This is a genomic window from Craterilacuibacter sp., assembly GCF_051659485.1.
Lineage (GTDB): Bacteria > Pseudomonadota > Gammaproteobacteria > Burkholderiales > Chromobacteriaceae > Craterilacuibacter.
The window spans coordinates 1-16,192 of the sequence record NZ_JBOFOO010000031.1 but is presented as its reverse complement, the minus strand read 5'-3'; the positions used below and the strand labels follow the sequence as shown (position 1 = coordinate 16,192).

General features: G+C 58.7%; 13 protein-coding genes. 4 read left to right on the top strand and 9 right to left on the bottom strand.

The window, feature by feature from the left end; genetic code table 11:
* Positions 1-443: 443 nt before the first annotated feature.
* The 4 genes from hslU to ACRC1E_RS00955 form a co-directional block, all read right to left on the bottom strand.
* Positions 444-1,787: an ATP-dependent protease ATPase subunit HslU gene (hslU, locus tag ACRC1E_RS00970; protein ID WP_438513240.1), complete on the bottom strand. Its 1,344-nt coding sequence runs from the start codon at positions 1,785-1,787 to the stop codon at positions 444-446.
* Between the two features lie 53 nt (positions 1,788-1,840).
* A complete protein-coding gene (hslV, locus tag ACRC1E_RS00965; protein ID WP_438513239.1) occupies positions 1,841-2,377 on the bottom strand; it encodes an ATP-dependent protease subunit HslV in 537 nt (178 codons plus the stop codon).
* A gap of 235 nt (positions 2,378-2,612) precedes the next feature.
* Entirely contained in the window at positions 2,613-3,113 is a 501-nt protein-coding gene (locus ACRC1E_RS00960) for a YgjP-like metallopeptidase domain-containing protein (protein ID WP_438513238.1), read from the bottom strand.
* Between the two features lie 54 nt (positions 3,114-3,167).
* Positions 3,168-4,184: a class I SAM-dependent rRNA methyltransferase gene (locus tag ACRC1E_RS00955; protein ID WP_438513237.1), complete on the bottom strand. Its 1,017-nt coding sequence runs from the start codon at positions 4,182-4,184 to the stop codon at positions 3,168-3,170.
* Between the two features lie 184 nt (positions 4,185-4,368).
* Here ACRC1E_RS00955 and yqfB point away from each other — a divergent pair, with 184 nt between their 5' ends.
* Positions 4,369-4,680, top strand: a complete 312-nt coding sequence (yqfB, locus tag ACRC1E_RS00950) for a N(4)-acetylcytidine aminohydrolase (protein ID WP_438513236.1) — start codon at positions 4,369-4,371, stop codon at positions 4,678-4,680.
* Between the two features lie 88 nt (positions 4,681-4,768).
* Positions 4,769-6,628 carry an ABC transporter ATP-binding protein gene (locus tag ACRC1E_RS00945; protein WP_438513235.1) on the top strand — a complete coding sequence of 620 codons (1,860 nt, stop codon included), beginning with the start codon at positions 4,769-4,771 and terminating at the stop codon, positions 6,626-6,628.
* 69 nt (positions 6,629-6,697) lie between these two features.
* Here the strand turns inward: ACRC1E_RS00945 and ACRC1E_RS00940 are convergent, their stop codons facing one another.
* Positions 6,698-6,910, bottom strand: a complete 213-nt coding sequence (locus ACRC1E_RS00940) for a YdcH family protein (RefSeq protein ID WP_438513234.1) — start codon at positions 6,908-6,910, stop codon at positions 6,698-6,700.
* 256 nt (positions 6,911-7,166) lie between these two features.
* Here ACRC1E_RS00940 and ACRC1E_RS00935 point away from each other — a divergent pair, with 256 nt between their 5' ends.
* On the top strand, positions 7,167-7,805 hold the full coding sequence (locus ACRC1E_RS00935) for an exopolysaccharide biosynthesis protein (protein WP_438513233.1): 639 nt from the start codon (positions 7,167-7,169) through the stop codon (positions 7,803-7,805).
* A gap of 36 nt (positions 7,806-7,841) precedes the next feature.
* On the opposite strand, the gene metH is transcribed toward ACRC1E_RS00935, so the two are convergent.
* A complete protein-coding gene (metH, locus tag ACRC1E_RS00930; protein ID WP_438513232.1) occupies positions 7,842-11,564 on the bottom strand; it encodes a methionine synthase in 3,723 nt (1,240 codons plus the stop codon).
* Between the two features lie 122 nt (positions 11,565-11,686).
* On the opposite strand from metH, the gene ACRC1E_RS00925 reads away from it, so the two are divergent.
* A complete protein-coding gene (locus tag ACRC1E_RS00925) occupies positions 11,687-12,247 on the top strand; it encodes a YqiA/YcfP family alpha/beta fold hydrolase (protein ID WP_438513231.1) in 561 nt (186 codons plus the stop codon).
* 45 nt (positions 12,248-12,292) lie between these two features.
* On the opposite strand, the gene ACRC1E_RS00920 is transcribed toward ACRC1E_RS00925, so the two are convergent.
* The 3 genes from ACRC1E_RS00920 to ACRC1E_RS00910 form a co-directional block, all read right to left on the bottom strand.
* A complete protein-coding gene (locus tag ACRC1E_RS00920; RefSeq protein WP_438513230.1) occupies positions 12,293-14,341 on the bottom strand; it encodes a methyl-accepting chemotaxis protein in 2,049 nt (682 codons plus the stop codon).
* 551 nt (positions 14,342-14,892) lie between these two features.
* Positions 14,893-15,528, bottom strand: a complete 636-nt coding sequence (locus ACRC1E_RS00915) for a DUF4377 domain-containing protein (protein ID WP_438513229.1) — start codon at positions 15,526-15,528, stop codon at positions 14,893-14,895.
* A gap of 132 nt (positions 15,529-15,660) precedes the next feature.
* Positions 15,661-16,192, bottom strand: a 532-nt coding sequence (locus ACRC1E_RS00910) for an NAD(P)(+) transhydrogenase (Re/Si-specific) subunit beta (protein ID WP_438513228.1), incomplete at its 5' end; no start/stop codon positions are given.

The window sequence follows — 16,192 nt, the reverse complement described above, 5'->3', positions numbered from 1 at the left end:
TTTAATCTCTATGCTATTTCGTACTTGTGGCACACAAGTTCAAAGAAACTTTACGTTTCCAATCTTCTTGCAGTGCGAGTGTTTGGCATCGCCAAGCACTCACACCTATCGGTTGTTCGTGTTGTTAAAGAGCAGTGCCGATCCGCTTGTTTCGTTTGCGGCGTCAGCTGAGGAAACGAAATATACAGTTACCGCCAACTAGCGTCAAGCTTATTCTTTAAAAAACTTATAGCAATTACCAATTTATTGAACACGCAAAACAAAAACAAACGATAAATCAAATAGTTAAAGCATGTTATTAACAAGCAAGATTAATACTAAGCTCTATTTCGGCTGCTGAATTTATATAATTCACGCCCAACTAGTCATGTATTTAGCCAGAAGATAAATAAAAAGCCGCAGAAATGCGGCTTTTTAAACATTAAGCATGTAGACGCGCTCAATCAGAGCACATAACGCGCCAGATCTTCGCGCTGCGCAAGCATTTCCAGCTTGCTATCAACGTAAGCCGCATCGATCTCGCACACACCGGCCTTCGCATCAAAGGAAATTTCCTCCAATAGCTTCTCCATCACCGTATACAAACGTCGCGCACCGATATTCTCGGTCTTCTCGTTAACCTGCCAGGCAATCTCGGCCAGGCGGCGGATGCCGGACTCGACAAATGCAAGCTCCACACCTTCCGTTTCCAGTAGCGCCTGATACTGCCTCGTCAGACAGGCATCGGTACCGGTCAGGATGGCATTGAAGTCCTCCACGGAAAGCGAAGACAACTCGACGCGAATCGGGAAACGCCCCTGCAACTCGGGAATCAGGTCCGATGGCTTGGACAGATGGAAGGCACCCGACGCAATAAACAGGATATGGTCGGTCTTGACCATGCCGTACTTGGTGGTGACGGTCGTGCCTTCGACCAGCGGCAACAGGTCGCGCTGTACACCTGCACGCGAGACATCGGCACCGCTGCCTTCCGAACGGCTGGTCACCTTGTCGATTTCATCGAGAAACACGATGCCGTTCTGCTCGACATTGGTGAGTGCCTCGCTGCGCAACTCTTCCTCATTAACCAGCTTGGCCGCTTCCTCGTCGATCAGTACACGACGCGCTTCGGCCACAGTCATCTTGCTGGCTTTTTTCTTGCCGGCACCCAAGCCCTGAAACATGGACTGCAGCTGACCGGTAAAATCTTCCATCCCCGGTGGCCCCATGATGTTCATCGCGGGCGCAGCGGCAACGACCTCGACTTCAATCTCTTTCTCGTCCAGCTTGCCTTCGCGCAGCATTTTGCGGAATTTCTGCCGGGTACTATTCTCGTCCGTTTTTTCAGCCACAGGCGCCGGCTCGTCGGTGAAGAAACCCGGTGCCTGACGCGGGCCAGGCAGCAATACATCAAGGATACGATTCTCGGCGGCATCTTCGGCGCGATAGCGGTTCTTCTTGATGGCGCTATCACGCGTTTCTTTCAATGCCACCTCGACCAGATCACGGATGATGGTATCGACGTCACGGCCCACATAACCGACTTCGGTAAACTTGGTGGCCTCGACCTTGATAAAGGGGGCATTGGCCAGACGGGCCAGACGACGGGCAATTTCGGTTTTACCCACGCCGGTCGGCCCTATCATCAGGATGTTCTTGGGGGTGATTTCGCTGCGCAGCGGCTCGGCCACTTGCTGGCGGCGCCAGCGGTTGCGCAAGGCAATAGCAACGGCACGCTTGGCCGCATGCTGGCCGATAATGTTCTTGTCCAGCTCGTGGACGATTTCCTGCGGGGTCATGGTGGTCATGGAAACTCCGTTCGGCCTGCCAGCACATTGCCGTGCCAGCCTGCTCACGCTATTCAATCCAGGGTTTCAATCAGATGATTCTGGTTGGTGTAGATGCAGATATCGCCGGCAATCTCCAGCGACTTCTTCACCACCACGGCAGCATCGAGTTCGGTGTTCTCGAACAGGGCACGGGCTGCAGACTGGGCGAAAGCCCCTCCCGAGCCGATAGCGGCAATACCCTGCTCCGGCTCCAGTACATCGCCGTTGCCGGTAATGATCAAAGTGCTTTCGCGATCGGCGACGATCAGCATCGCCTCCAGCCGGCGCAACATGCGATCGGTACGCCAGTCTTTGGCCAGCTCGACAGCCGAGCGCACCAGATGACCCTGATGCTTTTCCAGCTTGGCTTCAAAACGCTCGAATAGGGTAAAGGCATCCGCGGTGCCACCGGCAAAACCGGCCAGCACCTTGTCGTGATACAGGCGGCGTACTTTACGCGCGGTAGACTTGATCACGATATTGCCAAGTGTCACTTGCCCGTCGCCACCAAGCGCTACGCGCTCGCCGCGACGGACAGAAATAATGGTGGTTCCGTCAAACTGCTGCATATTGGTTCCCGATAAAAAGAGCTGCCCCGGTCACTGCGACAGCTCTATCTATATATTGGCGCATGCCCGAATTACAAGCACGGCGACAAGCGGCAAGCGGGTAATGCGTCTGAGCGGGGATGGCGCTGATCAGACAATACGACCCCGACCTCAGCAAAAGCCCCTCTGCCGGCGCACAGATGGCGCAGATGCTGCACATGCAAAACAGCGGAGGTGGTGGTTGCCCGGGCATCCATCAAGTACCCGCTTGCATGTCGCGCCAGGTTAGCCACAAGCGCATATCGAACTCCAGCTGGTGATAATCCGGCTCCATATGGCAGCACAGTTTATAAAACGCCTTGTCGTGCTGTTTTTCCTTCAGGTGAGCCAGCTCATGCACCACTATCATGCGCAGAAAAGCCTCGGGCGCATCACGAAATAGTGCGGCAATGCGTACCTCGTTCTTGCTCTTCAAGCGCTTGCCCTGCACCCGCGAAATCTGGGTCTGCGTCCCCAGCGTGCCGCGCACCAGATCCATCTGGTTATCGAACAGCACCTTGGCGAGTGGCGGCGTACTTTTCAGATAGCGCTGCTTAAGCTCGCACACGTACTGATAGAGCGCCTTGTCGGTCTGGATGTGGTGGCGTTCGGGATATTTACGGCTGATGACCTCGCCCAGCGTACCGGCGTCGATCAGGGTCTTGACGCGCTCAAGCAGGGTGGGCGCGTATTGCTGCAGGTATTTCAGTTCGGACATGGATACAGACAAAAAGAAAAGCCGGGCTCGCAAGCCCGGCACAAATACTAAAAATCAGACCGACAACTGCACCATCTTCAAAGGTGGATTGCCATCGCTGCTCGGGAAGTCGGCTTCAGGCTCTATCCACTGTGCGGCACGAATCGGGCGACCGGCTTTGGCGGCACTGCGCTGCAGCTGATCCAGCCAGACATCACGATCGACCTTGGCTACGTTATTGCAGCAGATCAAGGTACCGCCTTCGGCAGTCGCCAGCAGCGCAGGCTTGAACAGTGCCGAATAATCATTAACCAGATCAACCACACCGAACGGGCTCTTGGCATAACGTGGCGGATCGAGGAATACCAGATCAAACTGACGCGGTTCCAGCTCCGGGAACGGAGGCATACGCTTACCGCGCACGAATTTGGCTTGACCGATGCCCGCCAGCTGGCGCAATGCGGCAAAGGCATCGCTGTGCAGGAAACGCGGACGGGTAGGCAGTGCGTTGAGCTTGGCATTGGCACGCCCGACCGCCAGGCTGGATTCGGCAAAATCCACGTTCATCACAAAGCTGGCACCGGCCTTGGCTGCAGCCAGGCCCACGCCACAGGTGTAGGCAAACAGATTGAGTACGGTCTTGCCGGCAGCCAGCTCCATCACGCGGCGACGGCCTGCGCGCAAGTCCAGAAACAGCCACGGGTCTTGCCCGGCGTGACGGCCCTGAATGTAGTAATCGACGCCGGTTTCACGCGCCACGTGTGCCGCTTCGGCTTCAGCCCGTGCGGCACCACCCAGTTCGTTGGCGACGCGCGAATTGCCGGCGCTGCGGTCGTTATAAACCGTCACCAGGTTCGGGATATCGGCACGGTAGAAGTCGGCGATGGCTTCCTGCTCGCCTTCGGCCAGCGGCGTATGGAAAGTCTGGATCAGCACCAGGTCGCCATAACGATCGATGGTCAGGCCCGGGCGGCCTTCGACGCTGCCGTGAAACAAACGCCAGGTATTGGTGCCTTCGGCAGTCAGTCGTTCAACCAACTCGGTGCGCTGTGCGCTGGCGCGTTGTAATAGTTCATTCAGTTCGGTATGCATGCAAGCTCCCTTAAAAGGATAATCGGGCCGGCTGGAGAGTGGCGCGGACGTCATCTTCCTTTCGGGTGGCGCGGCATTGTACTCTGCGACAGGGTCAAGCGGGGTACTATGCCGGTTTTGTTTGGTCCGGGCCATGCTGCGCTGCCGGCGATACCGGCTCCGGACACCCGCCAAGGCAACGATCATGAACCGTAAATTTACCTTTTTTTCCCGCTTTATTCCCGACATTCTAGCCGGGCGTAAAACCATTACCATCCGGGACGACAGCGAATCCTGGCCTAAGCCTGGCGAACTGCTGGAAGTACATACCTTTGAAGACGACCGCTGGTTCTGCCAACTGCGGGTGCTGGAGATCAGCCCGCTGGCGCTGACCGACTTCAATGCAGAGCACGCGCAGCAAGAAAACATGAGCCTAGCTGAACTGCGTGACGTGATTGCCGAAATCTACCCGGGGCAAGACACATTCTGGCTGATCCGTTTCCAGCTTACGGCATAGTAGAACGCCATGACAACACCAGCATAAAAACACAGCCTCTATATAATCAGACCGATCACCTCGCGGTGGCACTGAAATGGAGACTGTCTTGCTTAGCTGGTTTGAAAAACGGGTCAACCCCTATCCTGATGCCCCGGCGGCACAACCGCCCAGGGGCTTTTTCCCCTTTGTGTGGTCGGCGACTGCCGGCATGCGTGGCCTGATCGCCGGCATGATCGTACTGACCTCGGCCATAGGCGCATTCGAGGCGCTACTGTTTTCGATGCTGGGCTCGATTGTCGACTGGTTGAGTCATGCCAGCCCCGCCACCCTGTGGCAACAGGAAAGCAGCAAACTGCTGCTGCTGTTCGCCATCCTGATGGCCAGCCCGCTCCTGGTCGCCCTGCAAGCCATGTGCAAATATCAGGGGCTATTCGGCAATTTTCCGATGCGGCTGCGCTGGAACTACCACCGGCATCTGCTCGCGCAGAGCATGAGCTTCTATCAGGACGAATTCTCCGGCCGTGTCTCGGCCAAGGTGATGCAGACTGCGCTGGCGGTACGCGACACGGTGATGATCGTATGCGACATCATGGTATTTGTGGTGATCTACTTCATCACCATGACGGCCGTCGTCGGCAGCTTTGACCTGATCCTGCTACTGCCCTTTCTGGGCTGGCTATTGCTGTATATCGCCACACTGGCCTTTTTCGTGCCGCGTCTGGGCAAGGCCGCCAGCTTGCAGGCCGATGCGCGCAGCCTGATGGCCGGCCGCATTACCGATGCCTACACCAATATCGCTACCGTCAAACTGTTCAGCCATGCCCAGCGCGAGGCCGGTTTTGCCAAAAGCGCCATGCAGGAGTTCATGGTCACCGTGCACGGACAGATGCGCTTGGTCAGCGGCTTTGAAGTCATCAACCATCTGAGCAGTATGCTGCTGATCGCCAGCACTGCCGGTGTCTCGCTATGGTTATGGACCACAGGCGATGTCGGCATCGGCGCAGTCGCCGCCGCAACCGCCATGGCGCTACGCCTGAACGGCATCTCGCACTGGATCATGTGGGAGATGTCCAGCCTGTTCGAACACATCGGTACGGTGCAGGACGGCATCAATACCCTGGCACGGCCTATCGCCATCTCCGACCGCCGCGATGCCCCCGCCTTAAAGGTCAGCCGTGGCGAAGTGCGTTTCGAGGACGTCGGCTTTGCCTATGGCGGCGAGCGCAAGGTGCTGGACAAGCTGAGCCTGAACATACGCCCGGGTGAAAAGATCGGCCTGGTCGGACGCAGCGGTGCCGGCAAGTCCACCATCGTCAACCTGCTGCTGCGCTTTTACGACGTAGAGCAGGGCCGCATCCTGATTGATGGGCAAGACATCCGTGATGTCACCCAGGACAGTCTGCGGGCACAAGTCGGCATGGTGACGCAGGATACTTCACTGCTGCACCGCTCGGTACGCGACAACCTGCTGTACGGCCGGCCGGATGCCGACGATAAAGACATGATGGCCGCTGCACGCCGCGCCGAAGCACACGACTTTATCCAGAGCCTGAGCGACCCCAAGCAGCGTAGCGGCTACGATGCCCATGTCGGCGAGCGCGGGGTCAAACTATCCGGCGGACAGCGCCAGCGCATCGCCATCGCCCGGGTCATGCTGAAAGACGCACCCATCCTGTTGCTGGATGAAGCAACCAGCGCGCTGGACAGCGAAGTGGAAGCCGCCATCCAGACCAGCTTGTACCGCTTGATGGAAGGCAAAACTGTGGTCGCTATTGCCCACCGTTTATCGACCATCGCGGCGATGGACAGACTGATCGTGCTGGACAAGGGGCAGATTGTGGAACAGGGCAGCCATAGCCAGCTGCTGGCACAGCATGGTCTGTATGCACGGCTGTGGGCACACCAGAGCGGCGGTTTTCTGGGAGAAGAAGCGGGAGAAGACGAAAACTTGCAGGCCTCCGCCTAAGCGGCACCGCCCAATGGCAGGTGATCAACAAAAAACCCGCCGCTGGCGGGTTTTTCAGGGCTTCACAGCTCAGGAAGCTTTGGTCAGGATGACATGCAAAGCATCCTTCAGCTGCAGTTTTTCCTTCTTCAGGTTTTCCAGCTCGGCGCTGCTAGCCAGCGCAATATTGGCTTCAATATTTTTGATTTTCTGGTCCAGTTCATTGTGCTCGTCAAACAAACGGGAAAAGTGGGCGTCTTCGGTTTTCAGCTTGGAAATCAGTTCGCGGTATTCTGGAAACATGGTCACTCCTTGATCAGTGCAGGTTGCGGATTTATCGTTTTTTCTATGTTTAAAGCATAACATGCCTGACGCTCGAAGGTCAGCCCGAGCCCGCCGCTAAATACTAGCTTGCTTGATCTGGCACAAACCGCCCCGGCGAATAAGGGGCCGGACTGACAGGCAATGACACCGAATGATTCATGAATAAAATGCCAAAGGGGAACTTAGCGCTAATCACAGGCTCTGTTCTCCATCCTGCTTATGGTGATGCATACTGATGCCAAAAACCCGCAACTCTGCGCTATGGCCGCGCATTCTGGCTTTGCCTGCCCCCGCTTCCGGCCAATGTGTCGCGGATGCGCTGGGACGTCATCCGCGCCAGCAGCTGGACCGCGTCGCCCTGTTGGCGCTGCCGATGCTGATTCCGCTCGCGCTGCCCGGCATGTCCACCACCTTGGGCCTCATTACCGTCGCGCTGGCGTGGGCCCATCTGCGCCAGCGCCCGCTCACCCTGCCCGCCTTTATCGCCGAGCGCAGCCTGCCGGATGCACTGGTGCGCGGCATGGACAGACTGCAGGCCAAGCTGTTCGGCTGGCTGCCCCATATCTCGCGCCCGCGCTGGCGGGCGCTATCGGGCAGCCGCATGCGCGCCGGCAATACGCTGATGCTGGCAGTAGCCGGGCTCGCGCTGCTGACTCCGGTGCCGATGGTGAGTTTCGATAATGTGATCCCGGCCGCCGCCATCGTACTGCTGACGCTGGGGCTGCGCGTGCGCGACGGCGCGCTACTGGCCGCCGGCTACGGCATGACGCTGCTGGGTGCCGCCAGCACCGCAGCCATGTGGTGGGGGCTGGCGGCAGCGGGCAGCATGGGGGTGGAAGGTGCGGAAAACTGGCTAAGGCAGATTGCAGGCTGAATAGTGGCAGGGCGTGCGCCCTGCCGGCCTGATGATTTAGGGGTTATATCCCAGATTGGGTGCGAGGTCGCGCTCGGCCTGCCCGACGCTGACGCCACGGCGCTCGGCGTAATCGGCGACCTGATCGCGGCTGATTTTGCCGATGCCGAAATAACGGCTATCCGGATGGCTGAAATAGAAGCCGGACACGGCAGCCGTCGGCAGCATGGCGTAGCTTTCGGTCAGGCTCATGCCGATAGCCGGTACATCCAGCAAGTCGAATAGCGCCTTTTTCACCGTATGATCCGGGCACGCCGGATAGCCCGGCGCCGGGCGTATACCCCGGTAACCCTCGTCTATCAGTGCTTCGTTGGCCAGATCCTCGTCAGCGGCATAGCCCCAGAACTCGGTGCGCACACGGTGGTGCATCAGCTCGGCGAAGGCCTCGGCCAGACGGTCGGCCAGCGCCTTGAGCAGGATGGCCGAGTAGTCGTCGTTGGCCGCCTCGAAACGCGCTACGTGTGCATCAATGCCGATACCGGCAGTGACGGCGAAGGCGCCGATATAATCGGCCTTGCCGGTTTCACGTGGAACAATGAAGTCGGCCAGCGCCCAGTCCGGATTGCCCTTACCCTCTTTATCGGTCTTGACCAGCTGCTGGCGCAAGCCTACCCAGGTCATGCGCGGCGCGCCGGACTGCGGGTCGTAGATCTCGATATCATCGTGATTGACGCTTGCCGCCGGGAACAGGCCGAGCACGGCATTGGCGGACAGCCAGTTGCCATCTATGATCTGCGCCAGCATGGTCTGGGCATCGGCAAACAGGCTGCGTGCCGACTCGCCCACCACCTCGTCCTCCAGAATGGCCGGATAGCGGCCGGCCAGCTCCCAGCTCTGGAAGAACGGTGTCCAGTCGATATAACGTGCAATCTCGGTGAGCGGATAGTGTTCGAAGCGACGCACACCCAGCCACTGCGGCACCGGCGGAGTATAGCTGTCCCAATCGGCCTTGAAGCCATGGGCACGCGCCTCGCTCAGCGGCAGTAATTTGGCTTCGCCGCGCCCTTCGTGAATGGCGCGCGCCTTGGCATAATCAGCCGCTACGCCGGCGACAAAATCGTCACATAGCGTGTCGGACAACAGATTGGAACACACCCCTACCGCGCGGCTGGCGTCGGCCACATACACCACCGGCCCCTGATAATGCGGCGCGATCTTGACCGCGGTATGGACACGGCTGGTGGTGGCGCCCCCGATCAACAGCGGAATGGTAAAGCCCTGACGCTGCATCTCTTTGGCCACATGGCTCATTTCTTCCAAACTCGGCGTAATCAGGCCGGACAGGCCGATAATGTCGGCGCCTATCTCGCGTGCGGTGTCGAGTATCTTCTGGCACGACACCATTACGCCGAGGTCGATTACCTGATAGTTGTTACAACGCAGCACCACGCCAACGATGTTCTTGCCGATATCGTGCACGTCGCCCTTGACCGTCGCCATCACGATCACGCCCTTGGCCGGCGCATCGGCCAGCCCCATGCGTATCTTTTCTTCGTCGATAAACGGTTCGAGATGCGCCACCGCCGCCTTCATCACCCGTGCCGACTTCACTACCTGCGGCAAAAACATCTTGCCGGCGCCGAACAGATCGCCGACCACGTTCATGCCGTCCATTAGCGGGCCTTCGATCACATGGATCGGGCGTGCGCATTTAAGCCTGACTTCTTCGGTGTCCTCAACGATATAAGTGGTAATGCCCTTGATCAGCGCGTGTTCGAGGCGCTTTTCCACCGGCTGTTCGCGCCACGCCAGATCTTCACCCTTGCCGACCTTGGCATCGCCACGGAAGCTTTCCGCCAGCGCAATCAGTGCCTCGGTGACCGCTACCATATCCGCGCCGCGCATCAGCACCACATCCTCGATACGCTGGCGCAGGACAGCATCCACCTCGTCGTACACCTCCAGGGCGCCGGCGTTGACGATGCCCATGGTCATGCCTTTTTGGATGGCGTGATACAGGAACACCGCGTGGATCGCCTCGCGCACCTTGTTATTGCCGCGGAAGCTGAAGGAGACATTGGAGACGCCGCCGGAAATTTTGGCATGCGGCAGATGCTGCTTGATCCAGCCGGTGGCCTCGATAAAGTCGAGGCCATAGCGGGTGTGCTCCTCGATGCCGGTAGCGACGGCGAAAATATTGGGGTCGAAGATAATGTCTTCCGGCGGGAAGCCCACCTCGTCGACCAGAATGCGGTAGCTCTTCTCGCAGATCTCGATCTTGCGTGCATAGGTATCGGCCTGACCCTGCTCGTCGAAGGCCATCACGATCACCGCCGCGCCGTAACGGCGCAGCAGGCGTGCCTGCTCTGCAAATTTTTCCACGCCCTCCTTCATCGAGATCGAGTTGACGATGCCCTTGCCCTGTATGCACTTGAGCCCGGCCTCGATCACCTCCCACTTGGAACTGTCGATCATGATGGGTACGCGCGCGATATCGGGCTCGGCAGCGATCAGGTTGAGAAAGCGCACCATGGCCGCGTGCGCATCCAGCATGCCCTCGTCCATATTGATGTCGATGATCTGTGCGCCGTTGACCACCTGCTGCCGCGCCACATCCAGGGCGGTCGCGTAGTCGCCGTTGAGAATCAGCTTGGCAAAGGCCTTGGAGCCGGTGACGTTGGTGCGCTCGCCGACGTTCACGAACAGGTCGTGATCGCCGATATTGAACGGCTCGAGGCCGGACAGCCGGCACTTGGCTTCGATCACCGGCAGCGGACGCGGGGCGACACCGTCCACCGCCTGCGCAATAGCCGCGATATGCTCGGGGGTGGTGCCGCAACAGCCGCCGACGATATTGATCAGGCCGGATTCGGCCCATTCGCGCACCGCTTGCCCCATCTCGGCAGGGGACAAATCGTAGCCGCCAAAGGCATTGGGCAGCCCGGCGTTGGCGTGTACCGACACGAAGCTGGCCGAAATGCGTGCTATTTCTTCCACATAGGGGCGCAACAGATCCGGCCCCAGCGCGCAGTTAAGGCCATAGCTCATCGCCTCGGCGTGGGAGAGGCTGTTGTAAAAAGCCTCGGTGGTCTGTCCGGTCAGCGTACGCCCCGACTGGTCGGTGATGGTGCCCGAAACCATGATAGGCAGACGCACCACATCCGGGCGGGTATCGAAATAACGGTGGATGGCGAACACCGCTGCCTTGGCATTCAGGGTGTCGAAGATGGTCTCGACCAGCAAAAAGTGCGCGCCGCCGGCAATCAGGCCATCAATCGCCTCGGTATACGACACCACCAACTCGTCGAAGCTGACATTGCGGTAGCCCGGATCGTTGACGTCTGGGCTGATCGAACAGGTGCGGTTGGTCGGCCCCAACACGCCGGCGCAGAAACGCGGCTTGGCCGGGTTTTTTGCCGTCTGGACATCGCATAGCTCGCGCACCAGGCGCGCCGCTTCGCGGTTGATCTCCCACACCAGCGACTCCATGCCGTAATCGGCCATGGCGATGGAAGTAGCGTTGAAGGTATTGGTTTCGATAATATCGGCACCAGCATCAAGGTAAGCCTGATGGATGGCGGAAATAATGGCGGGCTGGGTCAGTACCAACAGGTCGTTGTTACCCTTGACGTCGCTGGCCCAGCCGGCAAAACGCACGCCGCGGTAATCGGCCTCTTCCAGAGTATGGCGCTGGATCATGGTTCCCATGCCGCCATCGAGAATCAGGATGCGGTTGGCGAGTGCCTGATAGGCGGGATGGTCGGTATGGATTGTTCTCATGATGGCTGCGCTATCGGTCGTCGTTTTTATAAGCGACTATCTTATCATCATGATTAGTGCATCAGACAGGCCGGCTTAGAACATTTGATTATCAGGCCAAAACGGCCTGCAAGGAAGGCAGCATGCCCCACTGGCTCTATCTGCACGGCTTCAAATCCGGCCCCGGCTCGCTAAAAGCCTGCGAAACCCGCGACTATCTGGCAAAACGGCATCCGGATATCACCCTGCACTGCCCGGCGCTGTCGCCCTACCCGGCACAGGCGCTGGCGCAGGCCGCCCAGTTGATCACCCGCCTGCCGGAAAAACCGTTATTGATAGGCAGCTCTCTGGGCGGCTTTTACGCCACGGCGCTGGCCGAGCGCTTCGGGCTCAGGGCGGTGCTGATCAATCCGTCAGTACGACCCTTCGAGCATTTCGGCGTATTCGGCGGCGTGCATGAAAACCCGTATCACGGCGAGTGTTTCACGCTGGGAGAGACCGACCGCCAGGCATTGCAACAAATGTTTGTGGCGGCGCCTACGCCGGCATACTACTGGCTGGTACAGGGGTCACACGACAAGATACTGGACTGGCGCGAGGCGGCACGGCATTACGCCGGCTGCCGGATGACGGTACTGAACGGCGACGACCACCGCCTGGCGCGCTGGCCGCAGATACTGCCAGCCATCGCGGCTTCTTGGTAGGGCATTGCTGGATCGCCCGGGGCTTCCCTTGCCCCGGGCGGCACATCAAACCTTGAACGAGCCCACCATGGTCTCCAGACGCCCGGCCATTTCACGCAATTCGTCCAATGCCCCACCCACCTCGATCACAATCTCGCTATTTGACTGCGCCATGCTGCTGATCTGTTCGACATTACGCGCAATCTCAGAGCTGGCAGACGACTGTTCGCGGGTAGAGGCTGCAATCTCCCCCACCCGGCCAAGCAGCTGTCCATTACGCGCCGAGATATCGAGAATGGCCTGATTGGCTTCGCCGGCAATCGCCACCGAGTTGGACACCTGACTACGGGTCAGTTCGACATCAGCAACCGCGTCCCGGGTTTCCTTGCCGATGGCGCTGACAATGCGCGCAATCTCGACCGTGGCACTGGCGGTGCGGCCAGCCAGGTTACGCACCTCATCGGCGACTACGGCAAAGCCGCGACCGGACTCTCCGGCACGCGCCGCCTCGATCGCAGCATTCAAGGCCAATAGATTGGTCTGGTCGGCAATATCCTGAATCACCCGCACGATGGTACTGACCTCCTGCGAGCGCTGCCCCAGCTCATCCATGCGCTCACTCAAGCTTTGCATGGTCTGGTTGACTTGCGAGACCTCCGCACTCACCCGGCTGACGGCATCGACACTGGAACGGCTCAGTTGACCGTTCTCCTCGGCGAGCTGTTCTGCGTCGGCGCTGATCTGCGCAATCTGCTGCACGCTGACCGTCACCTGCTCGACACTCGCCGCAGTCGCACTAGCGGCATCCGACTGCGAGGTGGAAGCCTGCTCCACCCGCTCGACCGCCTCGCTGATTTGCCGCGTCCCGGTACTGACCGCTAGGCTTTGCTCCCGCACCTCGATGAACATGTCGCGCAGGCTGGCGAGAAAGCGGTTGAATGCATCGGCGGTGCGGCCGATCTCGTCGCGATTACTCACTTCGATGCGGGCGGTCAGATCGCCCTTGCCCGACGCCAGTTGCTCCATCGAGTCAGCCAGCACATTCAGCGCGGCCGTTTGCCGGCGAACCAGCCACGCCAGCAGGGTAATAATCACCAGTAGTGCCACGCCACCGATCAGGATTGCCAGATTACGCTGCGTGACAGCGGCCTCCGTGATCGCCGCGGTCGGAATGCTGACGCCAACCGACCAGAACTGACCGGTCTTGCCGATGGAAATCGGCTGGTAGAAGTGAGTGAATGCCCCCTCCTCATAGCTGAATGCCGCGCCTTGCTTCACCTTGGCCAGATGCGCCGCCAGCACACTTCCGCTAGCCACAGGTTTGCCCAGTTGCTGCGCATCCTGACTGACAACGTATAACCCGCCCTCGGATAGCACAGTCAAATAACCACTATCGTGGATACGAACCGCTCCGAATTCTTTTTGCAGGTCGGACAAGGCGAGGTCGATCCCCACCACTCCGAGAAAACGCCCAGCATCATCCACGACGGCCGTCACCAGTGAACTTTCCAGCACCTGCTGGCCATCGACCGAGTAGAAAAACGGCTCGGTTAGCGTATCCTGCTTGCGCTTTTTAGGCTGCAGGTAGAAGTCGCCGTCGGGAGACTTTTCATAAAACGGCTGATACGTCTCGGGGTTGGCGCGGAACTGTTCGAATGTCTTGATCTCATCGACAGGAGTCATCACATCCATCTTGATCTGCCCGCCGGAACGCACCACATAGGGCGTAAAGCGCCCAGTCGGGTCATGCTGTGGCCAGTCAAAACGGAAAGCAGCATCGTTGCCATCGAACGCATTCGGCTCCCAGACCATCCACACACCAATCGCATCGGGTTGCCGCTTGAGGGTCTCGATCAGCACCGCCGTCATCTGCTTGCGGTCGGGCGTAACCACCTTGCGGATGCCGGCTACGGTGTTGGCCAGTTGCCCGGTCACCGTCATGCCCTGCTCGAGCTTACTGCTGACATCATCGGCAAAGGCGGCCGACTGCTCGCGCGCCACTGCCTGCCCCTGCTCCAATGTCGACTGGTAACTGAAAGTACTGATCAGCGCGATCATCACCGAAAAGCCGATAAAAATGGCCACACCGGCAACCAAGGTGATACGAGTACTCAACCGCTTCCACTGCCCCTGCTTGACCATGACGCTCCCCTGACAGAAACTGCTTAACAATCACAATGCATAAATACACCTCAAATACAATTCTATGCAAGTCATTGCTGATTACTCACCCATTAGCATGTCGCACTGCAGCGGCTACACCACAGCCCCATACAGCGGAAACTTATCGCTCCATCACCGCATTTTTCAATCAGGAATGGCACCCGGCATCGCGCCGACAAACACGGATTGAAAGATGACACTCATGACCGCAAGACCGGCATGGCGAAATGGTGTGAAAAATGGGTGGATACAGAGTAGGGGCAGCAAGGTGAATGAACCGTTGCACAATCGGTCTGGCAACAAGCCAGGCTGACGCGGGAAAGCCGGGGCTCACTGCTTCATGAATGGTGGCGGGCTGAACAGATGACGGAAGAACCTGTCCTTGCTGCCAGAGAGCAGGTCGTTGTGGAATCGGCTCGCGCTAGGGACTGATCTTGTGCTGCGGTGTGGTTTAGGGCACTTTGCGCCCTAAACCACTGATCCCGGGCCCCGAGTTAGCGCAATTAAGGCTTGACCACCTCGGACTCGACCACCATGTCCAGCACCCAGCGCTTGGACGGCGCATCGGCTGGCGGGTTGGCGATGTCGAACTCTTTGATGCGCAGACGGTAGTTCAGGCCCGGCTCCGCTTTAAAGCCTTCGATCTGGCCAAAATGGTTCTGCCACGGCTGCGCCTTGTCTTCACGCACCTGCAGGCACTGCATCGGCGCAACGCCCATGCAAGGCTTGGTCTCGCCCATCACGTAGATAAAACGGGTCTTGCCGCCCTCCAGCGATGGCGCGGCCTCCAGAACCAGGCTCTGGCTGTCGCCCTTGAGCAGCAGCTTGCCGTCCTTAACCTCGACTTGCGGCTTGCTCGCCAGCAGCTTTTTCAGTGCGTCTTCCTTCTGCATCAATTCCGGCGGGCACATCATCATGGTACTGGCGAGATTACCCACCAGCAGGCGGCCATCCTTGACTTCAGCCGGGCCAAACAGACGATTGCAGCCTGCCGTTGCCGACAAATTACCGTCCTTGAGCAACAGCGAGGTCTTGCCTTCGCCGCTGCCGGCCTGCCATTGGCCGGATAAGGGGGCTTGGTTTGCGCAAGCGGAAAGGGCCGCCATAGCGGTCAGGGCGATAAGCGTATTGCGGGTCATACAGTCTCCTGTTGTGCCTGCCAGCGGGCTGGACACCAAATTGTTCAATATAGATAGGAATGGCTCGCAGCATAAACGAAAAGCCCGTCGCATGGCGACGGGCTTTTGTTCACAAATATTGCTCAGACGGGCTTAGTGCTCGATACCCTTGACCAGACCTTCCACGACTTTTTTGGCATCGCCAAACACCATCATGGTCTTGTCCATGTAAAAGAGCTCGTTGTCGAGACCGGCATAGCCCGCATTCATCGAACGCTTGACCACGATCACGGTGCGCGCCTTGTGTGCTTCCAGAATAGGCATGCCGTAGATCGGGCTGGCCTTGTCCTTCAGCGCGGCCGGGTTGACCACGTCGTTGGCACCGATCACCAGTACCACATCGGTATTGGCGAAGTCGGAGTTGATCTCCTCCATCTCCTGCACCTGCTCGTATGGCACTTCGGCTTCGGCCAACAGCACGTTCATATGCCCCGGCATACGGCCGGCAACCGGATGAATGGCGTAACGCACATTCACGCCTTTTTCGGTCAAAAGATTGGCAAACTCCTGCAGCGCATGCTGGGCACGCGATACGGCCAGACCATAGCCCGGCACGATAATCACGCTATCGGCATTGCTCATCAAAAAGGCTGCATCTTCGGCCGAACCCGACTTGTAGTTCTTA

Bases quoted from the DNA above. Each gene is read 5' to 3' on its own strand.
- hslU (WP_438513240.1), bottom strand. From the start codon at position 1,787: ATGACCACCATGACCCCGCAGGAAATCGTCCACGAGCTGGACAAGAAC.
- hslV (WP_438513239.1), bottom strand. From the start codon at position 2,377: ATGCAGCAGTTTGACGGAACCACCATTATTTCTGTCCGTCGCGGCGAG.
- ACRC1E_RS00960 (WP_438513238.1), bottom strand. From the start codon at position 3,113: ATGTCCGAACTGAAATACCTGCAGCAATACGCGCCCACCCTGCTTGAG.
- ACRC1E_RS00955 (WP_438513237.1), bottom strand. From the start codon at position 4,184: ATGCATACCGAACTGAATGAACTATTACAACGCGCCAGCGCACAGCGC.
- yqfB (WP_438513236.1), top strand. From the start codon at position 4,369: ATGAACCGTAAATTTACCTTTTTTTCCCGCTTTATTCCCGACATTCTA.
- ACRC1E_RS00940 (WP_438513234.1), bottom strand. From the start codon at position 6,910: ATGTTTCCAGAATACCGCGAACTGATTTCCAAGCTGAAAACCGAAGAC.
- ACRC1E_RS00935 (WP_438513233.1), top strand. From the start codon at position 7,167: ATGCCAAAAACCCGCAACTCTGCGCTATGGCCGCGCATTCTGGCTTTG.
- metH (WP_438513232.1), bottom strand. From the start codon at position 11,564: ATGAGAACAATCCATACCGACCATCCCGCCTATCAGGCACTCGCCAAC.
- ACRC1E_RS00925 (WP_438513231.1), top strand. From the start codon at position 11,687: ATGCCCCACTGGCTCTATCTGCACGGCTTCAAATCCGGCCCCGGCTCG.
- ACRC1E_RS00915 (WP_438513229.1), bottom strand. From the start codon at position 15,528: ATGACCCGCAATACGCTTATCGCCCTGACCGCTATGGCGGCCCTTTCC.